The organism is Microcoleus sp. S28C3 (assembly GCF_036700785.1).
Classification (GTDB): Bacteria; Cyanobacteriota; Cyanobacteriia; order Cyanobacteriales; family Microcoleaceae; genus Microcoleus; species Microcoleus asticus.
The window spans coordinates 1-20,430 of record NZ_JAUBPO010000046.1 but is presented as its reverse complement, the minus strand read 5'-3'; the positions used below and the strand labels follow the sequence as shown (position 1 = coordinate 20,430).

At 47.5% G+C, this 20,430-nt stretch carries 23 protein-coding genes and 2 tRNA genes; 16 read left to right on the top strand and 9 right to left on the bottom strand.

What is annotated here, in order from left to right:
- Positions 1–6: 6 nt before the first annotated feature.
- The 3 genes from QUA13_RS15385 to QUA13_RS15375 are packed head-to-tail and all read right to left on the bottom strand — an operon-like array spanning position 7 to position 1,004.
- Entirely contained in the window at positions 7–363 is a 357-nt protein-coding gene (locus tag QUA13_RS15385) for a DUF5615 family PIN-like protein (protein ID WP_333199788.1), read from the bottom strand.
- Positions 356–754 (bottom strand): DUF433 domain-containing protein, encoded by a 399-nt coding sequence (locus QUA13_RS15380; protein WP_333199786.1) that lies wholly within the window; start codon positions 752–754, stop codon positions 356–358. Before QUA13_RS15380 ends, QUA13_RS15385 begins: the two co-directional genes overlap by 8 nt.
- Before the next feature lie 37 nt (positions 755–791).
- Entirely contained in the window at positions 792–1,004 is a 213-nt protein-coding gene (locus tag QUA13_RS15375) for a helix-turn-helix domain-containing protein (RefSeq protein WP_006634859.1), read from the bottom strand.
- A 126-nt stretch (positions 1,005–1,130) separates the two neighbouring features.
- On the opposite strand from QUA13_RS15375, the gene QUA13_RS15370 reads away from it, so the two are divergent.
- A complete protein-coding gene (locus QUA13_RS15370) occupies positions 1,131–1,370 on the top strand; it encodes a hypothetical protein (protein ID WP_333199784.1) in 240 nt (79 codons plus the stop codon).
- 127 nt (positions 1,371–1,497) lie between these two features.
- Here QUA13_RS15370 and QUA13_RS15365 read toward each other — a convergent pair.
- Positions 1,498–1,581, bottom strand: a tRNA-Leu gene (locus tag QUA13_RS15365).
- A 228-nt stretch (positions 1,582–1,809) separates the two neighbouring features.
- Here QUA13_RS15365 and accC point away from each other — a divergent pair.
- On the top strand, positions 1,810–3,165 hold the full coding sequence (gene accC, locus QUA13_RS15360; RefSeq protein WP_333199782.1) for an acetyl-CoA carboxylase biotin carboxylase subunit: 1,356 nt from the start codon (positions 1,810–1,812) through the stop codon (positions 3,163–3,165).
- Positions 3,166–3,299: 134 nt separating this feature from the next.
- Here the strand turns inward: accC and QUA13_RS15355 are convergent, their stop codons facing one another.
- Positions 3,300–3,584, bottom strand: coding sequence for a YggT family protein (locus tag QUA13_RS15355; RefSeq protein WP_006634856.1), 285 nt, complete (start codon positions 3,582–3,584; stop codon positions 3,300–3,302).
- A 124-nt stretch (positions 3,585–3,708) separates the two neighbouring features.
- On the opposite strand from QUA13_RS15355, the gene psbX reads away from it, so the two are divergent.
- A complete protein-coding gene (psbX, locus tag QUA13_RS15350; RefSeq protein WP_332985557.1) occupies positions 3,709–3,828 on the top strand; it encodes a photosystem II reaction center X protein in 120 nt (39 codons plus the stop codon).
- Positions 3,829–3,848: 20 nt separating this feature from the next.
- On the opposite strand, the gene QUA13_RS15345 is transcribed toward psbX, so the two are convergent.
- Entirely contained in the window at positions 3,849–4,034 is a 186-nt protein-coding gene (locus tag QUA13_RS15345) for a hypothetical protein (protein WP_333199780.1), read from the bottom strand.
- 74 nt (positions 4,035–4,108) lie between these two features.
- Between QUA13_RS15345 and QUA13_RS15340 the strand changes: the two genes are divergently transcribed.
- The 4 genes from QUA13_RS15340 (at position 4,109) to QUA13_RS15325 (ending at position 8,684) form a co-directional block, all read left to right on the top strand.
- Positions 4,109–4,927 carry a Ycf66 family protein gene (locus QUA13_RS15340; protein ID WP_333187224.1) on the top strand — a complete coding sequence of 273 codons (819 nt, stop codon included), beginning with the start codon at positions 4,109–4,111 and terminating at the stop codon, positions 4,925–4,927.
- A 282-nt stretch (positions 4,928–5,209) separates the two neighbouring features.
- The gene (locus QUA13_RS15335) at positions 5,210–6,334 is read left to right on the top strand and encodes a redoxin domain-containing protein (RefSeq protein WP_333199778.1); all 1,125 of its coding nucleotides are present in this window, start codon (positions 5,210–5,212) and stop codon (positions 6,332–6,334) included.
- 111 nt (positions 6,335–6,445) lie between these two features.
- On the top strand, positions 6,446–7,894 hold the full coding sequence (locus QUA13_RS15330; protein ID WP_333199776.1) for a trypsin-like peptidase domain-containing protein: 1,449 nt from the start codon (positions 6,446–6,448) through the stop codon (positions 7,892–7,894).
- Between the two features lie 169 nt (positions 7,895–8,063).
- Positions 8,064–8,684: a pre-peptidase C-terminal domain-containing protein gene (locus tag QUA13_RS15325; protein WP_333199774.1), complete on the top strand. Its 621-nt coding sequence runs from the start codon at positions 8,064–8,066 to the stop codon at positions 8,682–8,684.
- Positions 8,685–9,093: 409 nt separating this feature from the next.
- On the opposite strand, the gene QUA13_RS15320 is transcribed toward QUA13_RS15325, so the two are convergent.
- Both QUA13_RS15320 and QUA13_RS15315 read right to left on the bottom strand, forming a co-directional pair.
- Positions 9,094–9,285: a chlorophyll a/b-binding protein gene (locus tag QUA13_RS15320; RefSeq protein WP_172191677.1), complete on the bottom strand. Its 192-nt coding sequence runs from the start codon at positions 9,283–9,285 to the stop codon at positions 9,094–9,096.
- 94 nt (positions 9,286–9,379) lie between these two features.
- Complete coding sequence (locus tag QUA13_RS15315; protein ID WP_333199772.1) at positions 9,380–10,396, bottom strand: succinate dehydrogenase/fumarate reductase iron-sulfur subunit; 1,017 nt, start codon at positions 10,394–10,396, stop codon at positions 9,380–9,382.
- 240 nt (positions 10,397–10,636) lie between these two features.
- On the opposite strand from QUA13_RS15315, the gene QUA13_RS15310 reads away from it, so the two are divergent.
- The 4 genes from QUA13_RS15310 (at position 10,637) to QUA13_RS15295 (ending at position 13,572) form a co-directional block, all read left to right on the top strand.
- Positions 10,637–10,879: a hypothetical protein gene (locus QUA13_RS15310; RefSeq protein WP_333187204.1), complete on the top strand. Its 243-nt coding sequence runs from the start codon at positions 10,637–10,639 to the stop codon at positions 10,877–10,879.
- A 447-nt stretch (positions 10,880–11,326) separates the two neighbouring features.
- Positions 11,327–11,953: an excalibur calcium-binding domain-containing protein gene (locus tag QUA13_RS15305; RefSeq protein WP_333199770.1), complete on the top strand. Its 627-nt coding sequence runs from the start codon at positions 11,327–11,329 to the stop codon at positions 11,951–11,953.
- Positions 11,954–12,186: 233 nt separating this feature from the next.
- Complete coding sequence (radC, locus tag QUA13_RS15300; RefSeq protein WP_333199768.1) at positions 12,187–12,918, top strand: RadC family protein; 732 nt, start codon at positions 12,187–12,189, stop codon at positions 12,916–12,918.
- 315 nt (positions 12,919–13,233) lie between these two features.
- On the top strand, positions 13,234–13,572 hold the full coding sequence (locus QUA13_RS15295) for a DUF1815 family protein (protein WP_015176985.1): 339 nt from the start codon (positions 13,234–13,236) through the stop codon (positions 13,570–13,572).
- An 833-nt stretch (positions 13,573–14,405) separates the two neighbouring features.
- On the opposite strand, the gene QUA13_RS15290 is transcribed toward QUA13_RS15295, so the two are convergent.
- Entirely contained in the window at positions 14,406–15,467 is a 1,062-nt protein-coding gene (locus tag QUA13_RS15290; protein WP_333199766.1) for an endonuclease/exonuclease/phosphatase family protein, read from the bottom strand.
- Positions 15,468–15,704: 237 nt separating this feature from the next.
- On the opposite strand from QUA13_RS15290, the gene QUA13_RS15285 reads away from it, so the two are divergent.
- The 5 genes from QUA13_RS15285 (at position 15,705) to QUA13_RS15265 (ending at position 20,195) form a co-directional block, all read left to right on the top strand.
- On the top strand, positions 15,705–16,184 hold the full coding sequence (locus QUA13_RS15285) for a DUF4079 domain-containing protein (RefSeq protein ID WP_333199764.1): 480 nt from the start codon (positions 15,705–15,707) through the stop codon (positions 16,182–16,184).
- A gap of 331 nt (positions 16,185–16,515) precedes the next feature.
- Positions 16,516–19,128 (top strand): ComEC/Rec2 family competence protein, encoded by a 2,613-nt coding sequence (locus tag QUA13_RS15280; RefSeq protein WP_333199762.1) that lies wholly within the window; start codon positions 16,516–16,518, stop codon positions 19,126–19,128.
- Between the two features lie 60 nt (positions 19,129–19,188).
- Positions 19,189–19,275 (top strand) — tRNA-Ser (locus QUA13_RS15275).
- A gap of 280 nt (positions 19,276–19,555) precedes the next feature.
- A complete protein-coding gene (locus tag QUA13_RS15270; protein ID WP_333199760.1) occupies positions 19,556–19,678 on the top strand; it encodes a hypothetical protein in 123 nt (40 codons plus the stop codon).
- A gap of 271 nt (positions 19,679–19,949) precedes the next feature.
- Positions 19,950–20,195 (top strand): hypothetical protein, encoded by a 246-nt coding sequence (locus QUA13_RS15265; protein WP_333199758.1) that lies wholly within the window; start codon positions 19,950–19,952, stop codon positions 20,193–20,195.
- Positions 20,196–20,430: the final 235 nt, after the last annotated feature.

Sequence of the window (20,430 nt, the reverse complement as noted above, 5' to 3'; positions counted from 1 at the left end):
TCCTGATTAGGTTCGCCACTGATTAAGCCAGCGGACTTGCCCTTTCCAGTCAGCAGCTTGTGTTTCTGAAAGCAGGCGATCGAGCGAAGCAATTAGACTAGATAATGTCCAACTGTTTTGAGCAGCCAAAATGATGCCACCATGTTCGGGATAACGCTGAGCTAAAACCTGAAAATCCCGGATATTAAACGTAAAAATACACCGCCCTCGCGCTGTTGCTTCTAGCAATTGAGCCTCATCGCTAGCATCTAAAGCCATCCACTCACTCGGTGTCCGAGTGACATCGTGACTGCGAGATAAAAGGGCGGCTTGCAAAGCTTTAATAGACGTATCGGCATCTAGATGCAATAGCGGTTTAGACATTAGCAGCTTCGATAATTTGCTCAGCGGCAATAGATGCGTCTATTTCTTGATAGTGAGCCGCATAAAAAGCGAGAACATCGTTCACTTGATCTTCACTTAAGTCATACTCAGTGGCAATTTGGTTTGGAGAAAAACCCCATTTCTGCGCTGCGATGACTACTGTTTGCACCCGCAACCGAGTGCCGCGCAAAACGGGAACGAGTTCGCCGCTAGCGCCGCGCACATAGGTGATTTCAGGAAAAGCCGGATCGTCATTCCGCTGGTTGAGGGTAGCGACTTTTTCGGCTACAGCCCAGAGGATAAACTGATCGAACGAAATGCCTTGGAGTGTTGCCAATTTTTCAGCTTCTTGCTGTAACTGAACGGGTAAGTTTAAGGCGTAGGATGTCATCGATCTAACTTCCGTTTGCTAATATAATTTCATCGGTTCATTCTTTAACAACTTCCATCAACTCCTCAATCAAAACATCGAGGGTGCGAGCTATCTTTTGAATGGATGTGATATCAACCGTTGCTAGTCCTTCCGATCGAGCATAGTGCCTGACTGTGCTGTACGGAACCTCGGATCGATCGGCAACATCCTTTAGCGTCCATCCTTTTTCGTCAGCCAACTCTCGGATTCGGAACCTAACTAACCCCATTCTACTTGACAAACGATAAGTATCTATCGTTTAATATTTGTAATCACAAAGACGATCGCCCTCAGACCTGATAAATCAAGGGCAATCGCCTCTCTAACCATCCACTTTCGTGGAAAGGATTTTCCTATGATACCAAAAGAACTCACTTATCGCGATCGACTTAAACCTTGGTGTATAATTCGCCAACTCCCAAACTGTCAGCGGTTAACAGTCGCCCGTTTTAGTCGTCGCCCCGATGCCGAGTCTTACTTGAATGCACTGCGTCGCTTAATGCCCGCAGTCACACATACAATTGTTTTCGTAAATGCGCTGTGCGTAAATGAACTCAGCGTGCCCATACAAACACAATTGTCGATCGACAGTTAAAGAATGCTTAGTTCGATCGAGTTTTCGAGAATCAGATCTAAAACTCGATCGAGTTTCTAGAAAAACCACTCAATATAAAACAACTGCCAACAGCCAAAAACTGTCAACAGTTGTTCTATATATTCAATGCGGATGGCGAGACTCGAACTCGCAAGGACATATTGCCACACGCACCTCAAGCGTGCGCGTATACCAATTCCGCCACATCCGCTCTTTCTGGCAATCTCCGGGATTTTTGCGTTACGAGTTAAAGATTCACAGGTTGAGGTTCCTGACATTTAACTTGTGACTTGCCCTTTTGCACCGCCGATTTACAATCATAGCACCACTACCAGCAAAATGTAAAATAAACTTTTATGAACAATTTCTGCAAAACCATTATCCAGAACATACCGAAAGGCATTATTGTACAGAATATTGAGTGAATTAAGCAGCGAAGATGGGGTTCTCGAAAATTTTAATCGCTAATCGGGGAGAAATAGCTCTCCGCATACTGCGCACCTGCGAGGAAATGGGGATTGCCACGGTCGCCGTTCACTCCACCGTAGATAAACACGCCCTGCACGTCCAGTTGGCAGACGAAGCCGTTTGCATCGGCCCCCCCACCAGCAGCAAAAGCTATTTAAACATCCCCAACATCATCGCGGCCGCCCTGACGCGCAACGCCGCAGCCATTCACCCGGGCTACGGCTTCCTCTCGGAAAATGCCCGATTTGCCGAAATCTGCGCCGACCATCAAATTACCTTCATCGGCCCTTCTCCTGCCGCGATGCGGGCGATGGGTGACAAATCCACCGCCAAAGAAACTATGCAGCGGGTGAAAGTCCCCACAGTTCCCGGTAGCGACGGATTGCTGGCGGACGAACACGAAGCTTTGTCGATCGCCCGCGACATCGGCTATCCTGTGATGATCAAAGCCACAGCCGGCGGTGGTGGCCGGGGGATGAGGTTAGTGAGAGAAGCATCCGAACTCCCCAAACTATTCTCCGCAGCCCAAGGCGAAGCCGATGCAGCCTTCGGCAATCCCGGAGTCTACCTCGAAAAATTCATCGAAAAACCCCGGCACATCGAAATCCAAATCCTCGCCGACAACTACGGTAACGTCATCCACCTCGGCGAGAGAGATTGTTCCATTCAGCGCCGACATCAGAAACTCCTCGAAGAAGCCCCCAGCCCAGCCCTCACCCAGAAACTCCGAGATCAGATGGGTCACGCAGCCGTCGCCGCCGCCAAATCCATCAACTACACCGGTGCCGGCACAGTCGAATTTTTGCTTGACAAATCGGGCAAGTTCTACTTCATGGAAATGAACACCCGCATCCAAGTAGAACATCCCGTCACGGAGATGATTACAGGCCTCGACTTAATAGCCGAACAAATTCGGATCGCCCAAGGCGAAAAACTGCAAATCAAGCAAAACCAAGTAATTCTCAACGGCCACGCCATCGAGTGCCGCATCAATGCCGAAGATCCCGATCGCAATTTCCGACCTCACCCCGGCAGAATCAGCGGTTATTTGCCTCCCGGCGGCCCGGGTGTGCGGATGGACTCTCACGTTTACACCGATTACGAAATACCCGCTTACTACGATTCTTTAATCGGTAAATTGATAGTCTGGGGGCGCGATCGACCTTCAGCGATCCGGCGCATGAAACGCGCCCTGCGGGAATGTGCCATCACCGGCGTCCCCACAACTCTGGGCTTCCACCAAAAAATCCTCGATAGCCCTGAATTTCTCAACGGCGAGGTTTATACCAATTTCGTCGAACAGTTCATGAACCAAAACAGTCATTAGTCAATCGGTTTTGGATTTTAGATTTTGGATTTTGGATTTTGGATTTTGGATTGAAGAAAGCAACCCCACGGATCGATCCGGGGGTTTTTACCCAGACTGCTTTCAGTCAACAGTCAACAGTCAACAGTCAACTCCTACATCATCATCGTCAGTAGCCCTTGCTGACCGAGAATCATTTCTCGCAGCAAGCTACAGATACCCACCCAAATAATCGGCGTAATGTCCACCCCGCCGATCGGCGGTACAATCTTTCTAGTTACGGCTAAAAAAGGTTCCGTCGGCCAAGCAATCAGACTCAACGGCAACTTGCTCAGGTTCACTTCGGGATACCAAGTCAGGACGATCCGAAAAATAAACAGCAAGGTCATCACGACTAGGACTGAGCCCAGAATCCAACTTGCAACGGTAATACCAGTCATGGGTCTTATCTCGAAATTTTAAGTTTTGTTAAGTCTGCTATTCATAATTTTAACCGTTTCACAGGTGCGATCGAAAGTATAAAATTAATAAAAATCAAATTGTTGTAACAAAGGCTTTGAATCTATGACTCCTTCTCTCGCGAACTTTTTGTACAGCCTGCTGGTGGGCGTGGCTGTGGTAGTGATTCCAGCAACGATCGGCCTGATCTTCATCAGCCAAAAAGACAAAATCAAGCGCACCTAAAAAGTCTGGGGGGCTTCCTGTCAGGCGTGAAAGTCAATTTTCGCCTGCACGTCGGGCATTTCCCCGATCCGAGAAACCTCGGCTACCAGCAACTGTGAAGGCAAAACCTTCGGTTGACTGCCAAGCTGAGGTTTTTTCCCGTTAAACTCATTATTATACTCAGTTCCTAAGCTGAAACCCTGACCGGACGCTGCCCCAGAAAGCACAGTCGGGATAACAGACTTAATGATAGATGTAAAATCTAACTCGCTAACATAGGAAAGACATAGGAGATAGGCTAATGGTCAATTTAGGATTGAACTGGAGCAGCCTGTTAGGGATCATCCTAGCAGTAGCAGGGGCAGGACTGTACTTTCTGCGATCGTGGCGTCCCAAACTAGCCCGAGACCACGATATTTTTTTTGCAGCAGTCGGCCTGCTGTGCGGCGGTATTCTGTTATTTCAAGGATGGCGGCTTGACCCAATTCTGGCCTTCGGTCAATTTCTGCTCACCGGTTCGGCCATATTTTTTGCAGCAGAAAGCATTAAGCTACGGGGAGCAACCACCGCCCAAGCCAAAAGTCGCGCTCAATACGTAGATGAAGAGCGACCTGTCAGCAACGCCTACGGTTACGAAAGCTACGATTCCGACATCGAGCAGCTAGAACCAGAGGAAGACTATCCGCAGCGTCCCCGGATCAGAGGCAGCCAAGACTACCGTTCCTCCCGGGAAGCCTACGACGACGAACCCCGCCGCCGTCCCTCGAATCGCAACGGCAGCGTTAACACCTCCAAGCCCGAGTCGTCCGATCGACGAGCATCGCGCAAACGTCCCTCTCGCCCAGAAGCAGAAGCCTCGCCTGCCCAAGAGTCTGACAACTGGGACGTTTCAGACAACCCTGAAGAAAGACCGACCCGCAGCCGCAGCAGTCGCCCCCCTGCTTCGGAAAACCGCAGTTCCGATACGCCGCCGAGAACCAAAAAACCCCGTCCTGCGGAAGCATCCAGGTCTCGCCCCAGCAACCGCGACGTGGAAGCACCGCCGTCAGACTACGTGGAGTATCGACCTGTAGAATACCCGGAAGACCAACCGGATAATTCCCCCAATTTCGACAAATAGGCAAACATAAGTAGGTGGGTGAAACTAAACATTTATCCCCCAGCTCCGGCTTGGGACACCGCAGAACTCTAAGTTGCGTTTATTGATACCCATCTACTTATTATCAGATATTAGACTTATTAAAAAAACTGTAAATAGGGAGTGTGAAACCGCAGACAAACGCAGATATACACAGATAAAAGCTAATTTTTTTCTAAAAAAACCTTTTAACATACCGAACCAGTGGAACTAATCGACAGCATAATAATCTAAATATAAAATCCTCAATCTAAAATCAGCAAGATGCCTTTACTCGAAATAGGAGATCCGGCTCCCTGGTTTTCCATTCCTTCTACAAATAACCCCTTATTTAATTTCTCGACAGTTGGCGGCCGGCGAGTCGTGCTGTTTTTCTTTGGCAGCGCAGCTTTTGAACAAATTCAAGTTATCCTCAAAAGCTTTCAAGAGCGATCGGAGGAATTCCAAAGCTTGCAAGTAGCGCGGTTCGGAGTGAGCGTTGACCCAGCAGACCAAGAACAAAACAGACCGACAACAATTGCTCCGTCATTCCTCTTTTTCTGGGACTTGGATAAAACAGTCAGCCAGCAGTACGGTGTTTCCCAAGATGTTGAACAAAATGGAGTTGGCGGAGTTCACTATGCACCCCAAACTTTTGTTATCAACGAAAACCTTCAGATAATTAATATATTGCCGATGGGCGGACCGCACCAACACGCCCAGCAAGTATTAGATTTTTTCAAAACTTTGCCCCCAATTGAGGAAGCCCGAGCCGCCACTCGCCACGCCCCGGTGTTAGTAATTCCTAACGTTTTGGACAAAAAGTTTTGCCGTACTTTGATCGATATGTATAAAGCTAATGGTGGCAGTCCCTCGGGCTTTATGAGGCAAATAGAGGGGAAAACCGTTGGTCTGCACGACGACACTTTCAAAAAGCGCCGAGATTTCTTTATTAAAGACGAGGATTTCCGGCGAGAATTGAATGCGATTATTTTGCGCCGGGTTCGGCCGGAAATAGAGAAAGCTTTTCAGTTTACAATTACCAGGTTTGAACGGTATTTGATAGGTTGTTACGATGCCCAGAGTGGCGGTTATTTTCTGCCGCACCGCGACAACACTAGCAAAGCTACGCTGCACCGCAAGTTTGCGATGACGCTAAACTTGAATGTGGGAGAGTACACGGGGGGATTTTTACGGTTTCCAGAGTACGCGCCGCACGGTTATAAAGGCGATTCTGGCACGGCGATTATTTTTTCGTGTTCTTTGCTGCATGAAGCGACTTCCGTGATTAGCGGTCAGCGTTTTGCTTTGCTGTCATTTTTTTACGGTGATGAGGAGGCTGAGGTGCGGAAAGCTAATTTCAAGTATCTTGCTGCTGATTCAGATTCCCGAATTGGAGAACCGGCGTGAGGAAGGTCACTACCGTTGTGCAAGTCCTAAAATAATTACAGAGGGTAGTTAGCAGTTAGCAACAAAACCTAATTCCTAGCTACCGATCGCTAAATACTAAAATCGATCGCCATGAATTTCACACTTCTAAGTTTAGCAGTATCGGGAATTTTAACGGTTGGGGTAACAGCCAGCGCCAGTGCGGTTGTTACGACATCCCCTGTACGGCAATCAACAGATTTAACGGAATTTAACTCGGTGCATTCCCAGGGTGCGATCGCCCAAAATGTCGATGAACAAACCAATATTCGCGTCTACGAAAAAGCCAGCCCTGCGGTTGTTAGCGTCGATACCGGTAAATCTAACGGTAGCGGTACAATTATCAGCCCTGACGGCATGGTGTTAACGAACGCCCACGTTGTTTCGGCTGGCGGTACCGTGAATATAATTCTGTCAGACGGCAGAAAGCTTGTGGCCGATGTCGTCGGATTCGGCGAAGAAGGTCTAGACTTAGCCGTGGTTAAGATTCGCGGTCAAAACAATTTGCCCACCATTCCTTTAGCCCGTCCCGGTTCGGTGAAAGTCGGGCAACAAGCATTTGCGATCGGCAACCCATTCGGTCAATTTCAAGGTACTTTTACAGTCGGAATTGTCAGCCGCATCGACCTCGAGCGGGGCTTAATTCAAACCGACGCCGCCATCAATCCCGGCAATTCTGGAGGGCCGCTGCTCAACAGTTCAGGAGAATTAATAGGCGTCAATACTTCTATTTTTACTCGCGGTCGGGGCGGTGGCAGTATCGGTATCGGTTTTGCAATTTCAGCAGACAAAGTACCTGCTTTCCTGACAGCGGTACGAGAAGGGCGAGCTCCCCGCGTCGCTCAAACCCGATCGCCCTTTGGCAACAAATCACCTGAAAAACTCGCCTTAAACGGGCCCGCCGTCAGTGGCAAACTCACCAACCAGTCTAGCGTTCTGCCCACCGACAACAGCTTTTTTGACCTCTACTCGTTTGAGGGAAAAGCGGGTCAGCAAATCACAATAGAAATGAAAAGTCAAGAGATTGACCCTTATTTAATATTGCTCGGACCCAACCAGCGCGAAATCGCTCAAGACGATGACGGAGCAGGCAGTAAAGACGCCAGAATTACAGTTAGGCTGCCAGCAGACGGCACTTACACGTTAGTGGCCAATTCCTACGAAGCTAGGCAGTCGGGGGCTTATACGTTAGAACTGAAAGCGAGTGCTTCTACCGGCACTTCTCGGGCAATTTTGCAAGAAGAAGCTGCTTTAGTCGCAGGCGGTCCGGTATTGCCGTCTGACAACAGTCTGTATCGCGAGTATACTTTTGAAGGTCGATCGGGTCAGTCTGTAGCCATTTCCCTAGAAAGTACAGATTTCGATCCCTATGTGGCTATCTTTGGCCCTAACGGCCGATTAGTGGCAGAAAATGACGATGCGAGCGATTCGACTAAAAATGCGTTTCTGAGCGTTACTTTGCCCGCTACGGGTCGCTATCGCGTAATTGTCAATGCTTATGATGCTTCGGGCCGGGGTCGTTACACTCTAACTGTCCGTTGAAAATGGGTAATGGGGAATTGGTAATGGGGAATTGGTAATGGGGAATTAGTAATGGGGAATTAGTAATGGGGAATTATTTTTCTTCCTTCTTCCTTCTTCTTCTTCCTTCCTTGTTGCTTACTTCCTTTTTCCTTCTTCCTCCTTTCTTCTTTGCAAATCGAGGTAATTCATGCGTCAAGTTAGATTTTGGGCGATCGCGCCAATTGCTCTGGTAGCTACTTTTTCTGGCAAGCCGACTCTCTCTTCGCCAGTTTCAAATTCAGGTAGAGTTGCTAACAGCAGTTCTACCCTCATTTCAGCAGAATTTCCTCAAAATTCACCTGATGCGAACCCTGCTGGCAAGGCTGTTTTAGCTCAAGCAAGCCCCAACCCGTCGCCATCACCGCAGAGTTCGCCAACTCAGAGTCCAACTGTACAACCTTTGCCAAGTCCCGATCCGGGTTCATCTAAGGTCATTTTAGAGCAAAACGGAGAACTCACCCCTGCTAAGTCATCTGTACTGCCCTCGGACAGCAGTTTGTACGATGAGTATACCTTTGAAGGCACTCAGGGTCAGAAAGTGGTTGTTACCGTAGAAAGTACCGAGTTTGATACTTATCTCGCTATTTTCAACTCCCAGGGCGAGCTACTTGCAGAAAATGATGATGTGACGCAGCAAAATTCCAATTCTGAGCTTAGTGTTACCTTGTCTGCGAGCGGTCGCTACCGCGTCATTGTCAATGCTTACGAGCCGCCTCCAAAAGGTAGAGGCAAGTACAGTTTGACCGTCCGCGAAACAACTGGAAATTAGTTTGAACGAAATCCCTATCCATTATCTATGTGAATAATTTCTCGATAGGCGACTGGAAACCAAGCTTAAAAGTACAGGTTAAATTTGCACTAACTTAACTTGATTTCCGCTTTTTATAAGCAGGAATGCAGGAAAAAAATGGATAATAATCTATTTTTTTACCTGCTTTTTTATAGGAAAAGTAAGAATGAAGAAGGTTTTAGTTATTTAGGAGAGAAGGAAGAAGAAATCGACCGCATTAGTTTCAGGAATTAAGAACGTCCTAACCGTGTTAGCGGTTGCTAAATGAATAGAATTTACGCATCGGTGTCCTGAAATCGAGTTTTTTACCAAAATACTTTATGGCAGTTATATAATCGGTAAAAAACCCGGTTTTAGAGCATTTTTAGTGCCTGATATATAGCTCTATTTAACGCAGACCCAGCCAGGTGAAAAAATCCTGGCGGGTGAAGAATTCTAGCAGCAAAAGTCCCACGAATCCCACCATCGCAAATCGTCCGTTGATTTGTTCGGCGTAGGCATTCCAGCCAAAGGCTGGTTCTGGTTGTTTTGGGGTATTTGGGGTTGTCGGTTTTGGGGATGGAGGAGTTTTAGCAGTCATTTAAAAGTTTTGAGTTTCGTGTTTTGAGTGATGATTTTTGGGAAGGTTTGCGATCGCACAACTTGTAATTTACCAGGAAAATGACAACCGATCGCTAATCTGCTGACTTTTCTAAACTTTGAACCGATTCGATCAGATTTCGCACGGTTTCAGTACCTTCAGAAGGCTCAAAAAACAGCGGGAACTTGCCCCGAGCGATCATTCTCAAACCCAACGGGCCCAGACTCAGCAAACCTTTAACGTCGCGGAAGTAGTTTCCTACTACTTCAATGCCAAATTTGCGCTCGTCTATCCACCCGCCTTCTTTGACCAGATCGATTAAAACTTTGCGGTGGCGGATCGATCGACTGGCTTGGTCGTCTTTGCGATCGAGAATCTCTTGTTTAATCTTACCAATTTGATCCATCGGCGCGACTTCCATCGGACAAACCGAGTTGCAGTAGTAACAGCGGGTGCATCCCCAGACGCCTGCGGTACCCTCGTTGTATTTTTCGAGCCGATTTTCGGTTTCGCTGTCGCGGGAGTCGGCGATCGTGCGGTAAGCTTTGGCGAGGGCGTGGGGGCCGACAAATTCCGGGTTGACTTCGCGGGCGTTGCACTCAGAATAGCACGCGCCGCAGAGGATGCAGTTGCCGGTTTGGTCGAGTTTCGATCGCTCTTCTGGAGTTTGCAGAAATTCGCGTTCTGGAATTGCTCGCGAGGCGGTGCTGACATAGGGTTCCACTGCTTCCAGGTTGTCCCAAAAACTGGTCATGTCAACAACCAAATCTTTAATGACCGGCATATTTCCCATTGGGGCGACGGTGATTTCTGGGATGAAATCGACAGGCTTTTCTGCTGAACTGGAATGGGCTATTTTGTCAAGTCTTGCGAGTTCGCTGGCCACATTTTCTTTGCAAGCTAATGCCGATCGACCGTTAATTCGCATAGAACAACTGCCGCAAATTGTATTGCGACAATTTTTGCGAAAAGCTAATGTGCCGTCCTGTTCCCACTTGATGCTGTTGAGGCAGTCGAGGATGGTATTGCTCTCTTCCACGTCTAGGGTGTAAGTGTGAACCCGGGGAGCCTCGTTTTGATTTTGGCGGACTACGTTAAAGCGGACTTTCATATTTTGAGGGAGGAATTTAGTGTTTATTTTAAACTGAATTTTCTGGTTTTCTAAAAACCTATTGTTGTTTTTTACAACTACCTAAAGTAAGAGATTTAACCAGTTTTATTATTGTTTGATAAAAGGGAATAAGTCCAAAGTGGTAAATCCTAAATTGTAACTTTTTTAAGCGGATTTTTTGAGATGTTAATAGGAGAGACAAGTAATTGAGCGCTGCAGTTCGCGAGTCGGAGGTGCCTGATGTCCAGCTTGTTTGTCTTAACTTTCATGTTTTCAACGCCGGCTTTTTGTCTGGGTCTGCTAAATCCTCAATGGGTGGGACTGGGAACTCGCAAGCGATCGACTGCCTTGTACGGCGGGTTGATGGCAGTTTCGTTCCTTGTACTTGGGATTACAGCACCTAAGCCGCCGCAACCAGTTTCCTCGGGGCTGCTGGCCTCAACTGAATCGCCAGAATTTAGAGTCAGCGCACCTTTGCGCTGAACGTAGCTGGGTATGCATATCACTTTTATGGCAGCGTTACCAGAAATTTTACCAGGACTTACGCCCGGTTGGGGCTACAAACCTAGTTTTTTAAGAACAATACTTGGTTCTACTCATTTACTGCAATTAAAAACTCCGGTTTCTCGGTGTCGGAGTGCGATCGCGAACTGTAGGAAAAAATCTTGGATTTAGTAAGAAGAAATACACTCATAAACCGGGTTTCACCCGCGTAGGATATCCAGCGTTCTATTTACTTTGTAAATCATAGGGATTTGGGATTGGGTCTACCGATAAAGAAGGAAGTTCACTTCTCAGGACTTACACACAGGGATTAAAGAAATCGGGTTTTTTAAACAAATATCCTTCGTGATTCACCTCGTATTTTGGTAAAACCAACCCGGTTTCTGCGTCCTGGACTACTTCTATTTTTTACTGGTAAAGATCGCTATGTCTAATTTTTTCCTCTTAAGCTTTTTATTGTCGATACCTGCCTTCTTTCTGGGTATTATTAATCCGAAATGGGTGGCCGCACCAACCCGCAAGCGATCGGTCGCGATGTATGGCGGGTTGATGGCGGCTTCGTTTGTACTTTTTGGCGTCACCGCACCCCCTCCGTCTCAGGAAGTTTCAGTGGCGCTTCCGGCCCCAAGCGATCCGCTAGTATCATCTCAAACCGCTAAGCCGTCACCGCTTTCGGCAGCCCCGAAACAGAAGCCGGAGACTGTGAAAACGCCGACACCAACACCGAAACCTGCAATTTCTGCGGAGGTACCTGCACTTGCCAAACCAGATCCCGATCGCAAATTGCCATCTTCAGTCAAATCTGTTGAACGAACCGCAGAAATTGCTCTTGATGCACCACAGCAGCCAAAGGAAGATACCAAGAAAGTTATTTACGAGTCTTCTAAACCGAATGTTAAAAGTGCCGATTTTCCCAGTTGCGTTAACTCGGATTGCAATTGTTCTGACTTTGCGACTCAAGCCGAAGCGCAACAAGTGTTAGAGGCATATCCGGGCGATCCGTTTAAGCTCGATCGAGATAAAGACTCGATCGCTTGCGAAACGCTGCGTTAGATTCGATCTCAGTTCGCGATCGCAAAAACCCAGTTTCTTCATGTAATTTGGTCATATACGCTCGATCGCGACACAAGAAACCGGGTTTTTTTGGGTAGCGTGCGATCGCGAACTGAATCTGCCAAAATCCTCGGTTAATGATGAAGGCTTTTTTCGGTGCTTGTACTGATTTGAAGATGGAAATCGATCGGCTAACATGATTTGATTGTTGAGCTTGCGGTGCTGGTGCGTCTATGACTTACAGCTTGAGAATTGTCGATTTGCCAACGAGTGAACGGCCGCGGGAGCGGCTGATGGCGGGTGGCCCGAAAAGTTTGGCTACTGCGGAATTAATTGCGATTCTGCTGGGTACCGGTCAGGGACAAGGCAAACTTTCCGCCGTCGGGCTCGGACAGTATATTTTAAATCAATTGAGTTTGCATTCTCGCGATCCTCTGGCTGTGCTGCGCAGTATTAGCGTTCAGGAGTTGACGCAGATTCACGGGATTGGCCCTGCTAAGGCGACTTCGATTTTGGCTGCAGTGGAGTTGGGAAAGCGGGTGTTTCAGTCGCGGCCGCCGGAAATGGCTGTGGTTGACTCTCCGCAAGCGGCGGCGGATGCTCTGAGTCACGATTTGATGTGGCAGTCTCAGGAACGTTTTGCTGTGGTGCTGCTGGATGTGAAAAATCGGCTGCTGGGTACTCAGGTAATTACGATCGGCACGGCTACGGAAACTTTGGCTCACCCACGGGATATTTTTCGGGAGGTGATCCGCCAAGGGGCTACGCGGGCGATTATCTCGCACAATCACCCCTCGGGAATAGTGGAGCCAAGCCCGGAGGATATTGCTTTGACGCGGCAGTTGCTGGCGGGAGCGCAGTTTTTGTCTATTCCGCTACTGGATCACTTGATTTTGGGGAATGGCGATTTTCGGAGCTTGCGACAGACGACGACGCTTTGGGACGAGTATCCCCAGGGGGATTGAACTCTTATACTTAACTAATTTGATTGCTGTCATTAGTTATTTGTATCTTTGGGCTGCCGACGGCTGAATCACCTGTTACAGGAGGCAAATTTTGAGGCTGGAGTCCCGGGCGAGAGCGTGTTTTGGCTGAATGTCGCTGCTGATACTTAGTTTCGATCGCAACTCGGTTAATCTATTATAGGTAGGCTGAAGAGGTCGCTAATCCGATTTTTTTTTAGCATACTAAACGTATACTGAACCAGCACCTAAATACCCAGTTATTAAGAAATTCTTAAATGGGATGTAAAATACACGGTGTGGTGATAGGAGGAGAACGTGTTTCTGAGACTTGCAGAACAACACCGTAAATTCGTTCAAGATTTGGTAATGAACCTGCAAGCTTTAGCGATCGTGCTAGAGCATCGGGGTTATCTGGCATCCTGCTACACTTGCGGGGGTCAGATGAACAGTGCCTCATTTATGGTCAGTTTGACGGACAACCATCTGATTCGATTTTTAGTGTCAGATTACGGTATCACTTGGACTGAGATGCGGGACGACCGCGAACTCATGAAACTAGAAGGTGCAGAAGCGATTAATCAGTTACAAGAACTGGCAAATCTCGTAAAGTATCAAATCCAACCTTCGGAAGCTACTTTAGCGACGGCGCAGTGAGTGTAGCGATTGCACGGTTCCGAGGAAGGCGACGCAAGAAAGTGGGTGCTTGTCTGCTAAAACCGAATCCCCAGCGAGTTAGTTGATAGGGTTCATTTAGGTGCACAGCGATGGCTGCTCAACAGACAAGGGTGCTTTCAGGGTGCCTTGAGACTGTTTAGCGCTCAGTCGATCGAACTCTCATCGGGCAGACGGCATACTTTATGCAAGAAGTCTCAAACTTGGAACCTCTAGTTTTTTTTTCAGCAGTTGATTCTCCCTTGAGAGCGATTAGCAAAATGTAGAAGTGCGACTGCTCGTCGGCTGCGATGTTAATTTCTCACTTTGCCATTCAAAAGTCAAGGAATTGAAATTAACTTTGAGCAGGCAGGTAGGATTTAACATCCAGAGTGAGGATGAGGCTGTGAAGATTGGGTGAAGCGCAGACCGAGGGCTATGGCATACGGGCGATTCAGCAGTCAACTGCAAAGTCAGTAAGCCTTAATTCGAGCCATTAGTCTGTGCTTGGTTGAAAACATCTTCATTTGTCTAAAATTCCCTGTTTGTATAGTCGCGAATTCCATGAGACTGTTGGCGAATCAATACTTTGTTTCTTTGGGGGGTTTAATAATGAACCGCCTAGACGCCAAGTACGCCAAAAATGAAGAAGAAAGTGGAAGAAGGATAGAAAAATTAATTGCGGGCAATTATCCGGACACGATCTAAGAGGGGTACGACGGGAGCAAATGTGAGGTGTCACCCTTCACGGATTCGCCAACAGCATCATGACCTTTGCCCGGAGCTTAAATTGACCGATGCCCTTGCGATCGCCCCACCAAAGTGTTGCCAACCCCCTACACTCGTCCAATTTCCGGTTGCATCCGCAGTTGGGCCGACACCGGCAGATGCTCTGAACCGATGGCCGGTAAAACCTTGGCTGATTTTGCCCCCCAGTGGTGAGAATACCAAACATAGTCAAGCCTCACCAGGGGAAAAGTTAATTTCCAGTTTAACTGTTTAACCAGTAAACTCATATCCCACCCGTGAGGAAAAGTAAAGCCAAAACCCACTCCTGCTGTTCGGAAAGCATCTTGCATAACTGCTTTCAAATAATAGTAGTCTTGAGACTGGTCAGTCAGATTAAAGTCCCCGGTGGCAATAGTCGGCAGCGTTTCTTTCTGGAGTCGTCGCACTAAATCTTGAATTTGTGCGGGTCGGTCGCCGTACTCGTAAACAGGGATCTTGAGGAAAGGCAAAATTTTATGCTGGCGAAACCACGGTGGGGTTGTTGAAATGTTATAAAGAACTACATCTTGCTGGTTCATCTCGATAATAGCTCGTTGCTGTGGTTCGTTCCCACCGGCTAGCCGTAACTTTTGGAAAGAGCGAATGGGATATCTGCTGAGAATCACATGGTATCCGCGCCCCAGGTGGTGCGGGTATAATGCGGCCAATTTAGAGAATACTTCTTTGGCGTAATCCTCCTTAATTTCTTGCAAACAAATGAGGTCTGGTTTTTCTTCCTGAATTAGGCTAACCAAAGTTTGTGGGGATTTGTGATGCCAGCCGAGGTTAAGAGAAAAAACCTTGAGGGTTGGCTGGGAGTCACTGATGTTCGCCGGCTGGGGAGAAAAGTAGGTGACGTGTAGCCAACCCAGCAGGCAGAGGCTAGCCACAGATGAAACAATCGCGAACCAGCGTTTCTTTATGAGAAAAAACCCTAGAATTGGCAGCAGGAAGATTGGCAAGAAAATCCAAGGAACAAAATCCCCCATCAAGGCAACCGGCCACAGCCTGTCCCAAAAGATCAGTCTCAGAATCAAATAGCCGAAAATCAGTGCTGAGTAGGCGTAGGCGAACAGTTGAGCAATTCGCTGCAAAAATCGGTAAGGCTTAATCATAGCGCCGTCTGCCATAGCATCCTCTTACTGGTGTGGGGACAAAAACCTGGATACTGCTCAGCTCAAATTAACTAAAATGGCAGATCCTCTGCTGAGGCTAGGCAATACACTTCTCCTGTGTCCGGTTCTTTTATTTTATACAGACTTCTGGCTGGAAACAGTGATTGAAAATCACGATAGGTATATTGCTATTTATAGTAAGTTGTTGGTTAAACCAAAATTAGCGATCGCAAAGTTAGGAATCTCAAGCAAATGATCGATCTCAGCGAACTACTAGAACCCATCGCCAGTCAATTTCGCAGTCTGGGAATTCCCGAACCAATTACCCATTGGGGTCACCCTGTAATGATGGGGATCGTGGTAGTGGCGATGGGCAGTTTTGTCGGGTATACGGGATGGCAAGGACGTTTGGCCACCGATAAAGATGTCGCACTCAAAAGTCGCTCGGATCACCGCAAGCTGGCACCGTGGATGTTTCTATTTCTAGCTTTGGGCTATACAGGCGGCTTGCTGTCGCTGGTGATGCAGCACCAGCCAGTAATGGAAAGCCCGCATTTTTGGACGGGTTCGGCAGTGTTGGTTTTGCTGGCTGTTGGCAGCTTGATTTCGCTGACGGGTTTTGGGGGCAATAAGCCAGCACTGCGCGCGGTTCACGCTTATTTAGGCACGACGGCTCTTGCACTTATGGTGCTACACGCGGCTTTCGGTTTAAAATTGGGGTTGTCTATTTAACGCAGTACCGGTCTTTTGTCTTTTATCGTTCAGATTAGCTCCTCGATCCCCCCTAACCCATTAAAAAGCTCGGTTAGGGGGATATAGACCAACTATCAAAGCGAAATTTGTCTGGGTTTTAAGCTTAAGTTGTTCCGCTTGGGAAATTAAACACAAAACTTACCCAAAAAGTGGTTTTACCCGCTACATATAGCCCTAAAGTCCGGTGTACATAGCCCTACAGATATCTGTAAAGTGCGGTGTGCATGAAACCATACTTATAGAGGTTCTGCGTAAGTCCTTAAACTAACTCTATTTGTGACAGTAAAAATTGCTAATTACTTGCTAATTAATGAATCAAGCAACGGGTGTCATTTTCTGTCTTGCCTACATTTTGGGATTGATTTCTACAGCGGTTCCTTGGGGTAGATACGGGCTACTTGCTTTGGGAATAGCGGTGGCCATCGCCCTGCCAAAATTGTTGCGAAAATTTACTAAAAATTCTGTCAAAGTCACCAAGAAAAGACGCAGCAGACAAAAAGAAAATGCTCTTGAAGAACCCTTAGACGCGAGGGAAGAGTTGAGTTTGTTGGAGATGCTGCCAAGAGCGAAATGGGTGTGGGCAGTTGCGGGTTTGGTGGCATTTCTAGCTAGCGTTTATTTTGGAGTTCGATCGCCCCAACCGGCAATAGATGACATCAGCAAACTGATTCCGGCTGGCGGCAACACTCAAGAAGTGGCGGTGACAGTTCGCGGTAGAGTTGTCAGTACGCCCCGATTGACTAGATCGGGTCGATCGCAATTTTGGCTAGAAACAGATTTAGTTAGCGAAATCAACGGCGGCGAGGGAGGAGCAGTCGTAAACCGCCCAGTATCCGGCCAACTCTACGTTACAGTGCCCCTGCTGCAAGCAACGGGTTTGTACGCCGACAATACGATCGCAGTTGTGGGCTCTTTGTACAAACCGCAGGCGCCGTCGAATCCGGGGGCTTTTAATTTTCAAGCATATTTAGCCAGAGAAGGAGCTTTTGCAGGCCTCAAAGGGCGTCAAATTGACTGGACGAGAGAAAATGCGATCGCGGATGTAAATCGAGTTAACGGCCAAGCGGATGCTTTCTGGGAGCCAAGCGGAATGCGGCCATCGAAAATTCAAGCGATGCGGCAGCGGATCGTGCGATCGCAACTATCGCAGTTAAATGTTCCCGAAGGGCCCTTGATCGGTGCGATCGCCCTCGGCAAACAAGCAGTAGATTTACCTTACAACATCCGCGACTATTTTGTGCAGGCTGGATTGGCCCACGCGATCGCAGCTTCCGGCACTCAAGTTTCGATGGTTTTAGCCTTAGTTCTAGCTTTAACCAGGCGTTTTTCCAAACAATTACAATTTTGTTTTGGCGTCGGTGCTTTATTTTTGCTCGTGGGATTAACTGGCTTTGAACCTTCAGTATGCCGCGCCGCTTTGATGGGATTTGGAACACTATTTGCTTTGGTGCTGAGCCGCCAAGTTAAGCCGCTGGGATTGCTGTTAATCGCTGCTACTATTTTACTGCTAGTTAATCCTTTGTGGATTTGGGATTTAGGTTTTCAACTGAGTTTTTTGGCAACTTTGGGGTTAATAGTGACGACGCCGCCGCTGATGGCAAAGTTAGATTGGATGCCGCCCGCGATCGCTTCGATTATTGTGGTTCCGATGGCGGCTTCAATTTGGGTGCTACCGCTGCTACTTTACGTTTTTAGCGTGGTATCACCTTACAGTATTTTAGTCAATATTATTGCGGCTCCTTTGCTGTGGATTTTGAGTATTGGGGGGATGGTTAGCGCTTTAGCTGGATTGATTTTTCCGCCGGCTGGCAGTGTTTTAGCGCAACTGCTGGACTATCCGGCAAAAGGGTTAATTGCCATCGCTCAATATTTCTCGCAATTGCCTGGTAATTCGGTAGCTGTCCGTCAAGTATCGGTGTTTCAGCTAATCGCGCTTTACAGTTTAATTTGCTGGGTTTGGATTGGGGGAAGAAGGAAGAAGGAAGAAGGAAGAAGGAAGAAGGAAGAAGAAAGAAGGAAGAAGGAAGAAGGAAGAAGGAAGAAGGAAGAAGGAAGAGGGAAGAAGGAAGAGGGAAGAGGAAAGAAGGGGAAAAGTAGAGTTATTTCGCTGCCGAGTTTTTCATCTGCTTGGATTTTACCGCTGGCCGTTGTGGCGGGAATTGCTATCATAGTTTTGCCAGCTTGGCACGTTCAAGCATCTTTATTTCAAGTTACTTTGCTGGCGACATCTGGTGAGCCAGTTTTAGTAATTCAAGATAGGGGAAAAGTGGCGCTAATTAATAGCGGTGATGAAAATACCGTCAGGTTTACAGTGTTGCCTTTTTTGCAGCAGCAAGGAGTTAATTCTGTCAATTTTGCGATCGCCACTCACGGTCATTTAGGTTTGAGCGGCGGTTGGGGAAAATTACTAGAACGCTTGCCAATTAAAACTTTTTATGATAATACTGCTCCGAAACAAATTCACCGTGGCAACAATCAGGAATTTATGACTGCTGTGCAATCTCACCAAGGTGTTTACTTTCCTTTAGAAACTAACAGTACAGTTGATCTGGGTTCGACGCGGTTGCAGTTGGTGAATGCGGAGATTCCGGTGGTAGAATTCCTGGTGGGAAATCGAACTTGGTTGCTCGTCGGTGAAATGACACCGGAAGCGCAAAAAAAATTGGCAGCAACGGGAACCTTGAAGCCCGCTCAAGTGCTGTGGTGGTCGGGAAAAACCCTGACGGCTGAGTTATTAAGCGCGGTTGGACCACAAGTGGCGATCGCATCTGCTAACGAAATCGACCCAGAAACCGTCGCCCAACTGCGCCAAAACAAAACCCAAATATTCTGGACAGGGCGCGACGGAGCCCTCCAGTGGACGCCAGCAGCCGGATTTAAGACCACTCTGGAATCTGAAGAAAATCAAACTTCTTTTCTGTAAAGATTTACAATGTGGCGCACTGTGCGGTAAAATACTTTTAGCTCACATCTCAAATCAATTGGAGAGGTGGCAGAGCGGTTGAATGCGGTAGACTCGAAATCTACTTTAGGGGTGACTCTAACGTGGGTTCAAATCCCACCCTCTCCGTTTTTCCTTTAAAAATCAATATTTCTGGCATCTCCCTGCTTAAGATACAACCAGCAAAATAAGATAACTTGGTATATTTTATGGGAGATTTTGCCGAAGATTTGGGGAAGATTAATGATTCCCTAGATCGAGTCCAGATCAGATCCAAGGGGAAGAGGTTTTACTTGCGAGCCACTTTCCCACCTCAGCCCGGTGATGGTGATAAACCGAAACGGTATGAGATTAGCAATGGATATGCAGCGCATTCAGAGGGGCTGAGATTTGCTAAAGCTAAGGCTCTATGAAAATTGAAGCTCAGCTATTGGGTGGAATATTTGATTGGACACCGTGGGTCAACGGCAAGCAACAACCAATGGAACACTTGCCAAATTTGCGCGCCTCGAAGTTAAATTTACTGAATTAGTCGCTGGGTGCAGATCTAAAATGCCCAGGGATTTGCCATCGGATTAAGAAATTGAAGCGATGCGCAATGCGCGATCGCCAATCTTGGTTGGCAATCGGTCTTCGGGATGTTGGCTGCCTGTGGTCTGCGCCCGCATCAAATCTTTAAACTCGACTGCTATGAGCTTGAATCTTAACCGGGCTGGCTGCTAGTGCTACCTAATAGCAAAACTGCCGATCGCCTTATTTTGCCGTTGCGACCTATCTGCAGATCTGAGTCGAAGGTGTAGGACGTGAAGTTGCCAAACATCAAAACTGATGGCAAGAACAATCAGGAACTTGGCGAGAAAATTACTCCCGGCATCCGCAACCAAGGCGTTAACCTAACGCCTTACCATTTGTGTGATGCCTCTGCTGTTCGCGGGTCAGTTCTAGGAATTGACCCGGCGATCCTAGCTCGATGGATGGTTCACTCACTACAAGTTCACTGCGACAAATATCATCATCACATCAGCAAAAGGGATTTTGAAACCGCTTGAAAGCGAGCCAAAATTAACAATTTTATGGGCTAATAGATTTGATATTTCGCTCCCAATTATTCACACTCTACCAATTTTATATTATGAAGTTGCATAGAATAAAAATACTGTTTAAATGTGATTAGTTATCGCACGCCAACTGATTATGGCGATCGCAGAAACAACAGTCCGGACAGTTTTTTGGGGTGAGTGGCGAGGAAAGCTATCCAAGGCTTAAAGTACAGTCATACATAAA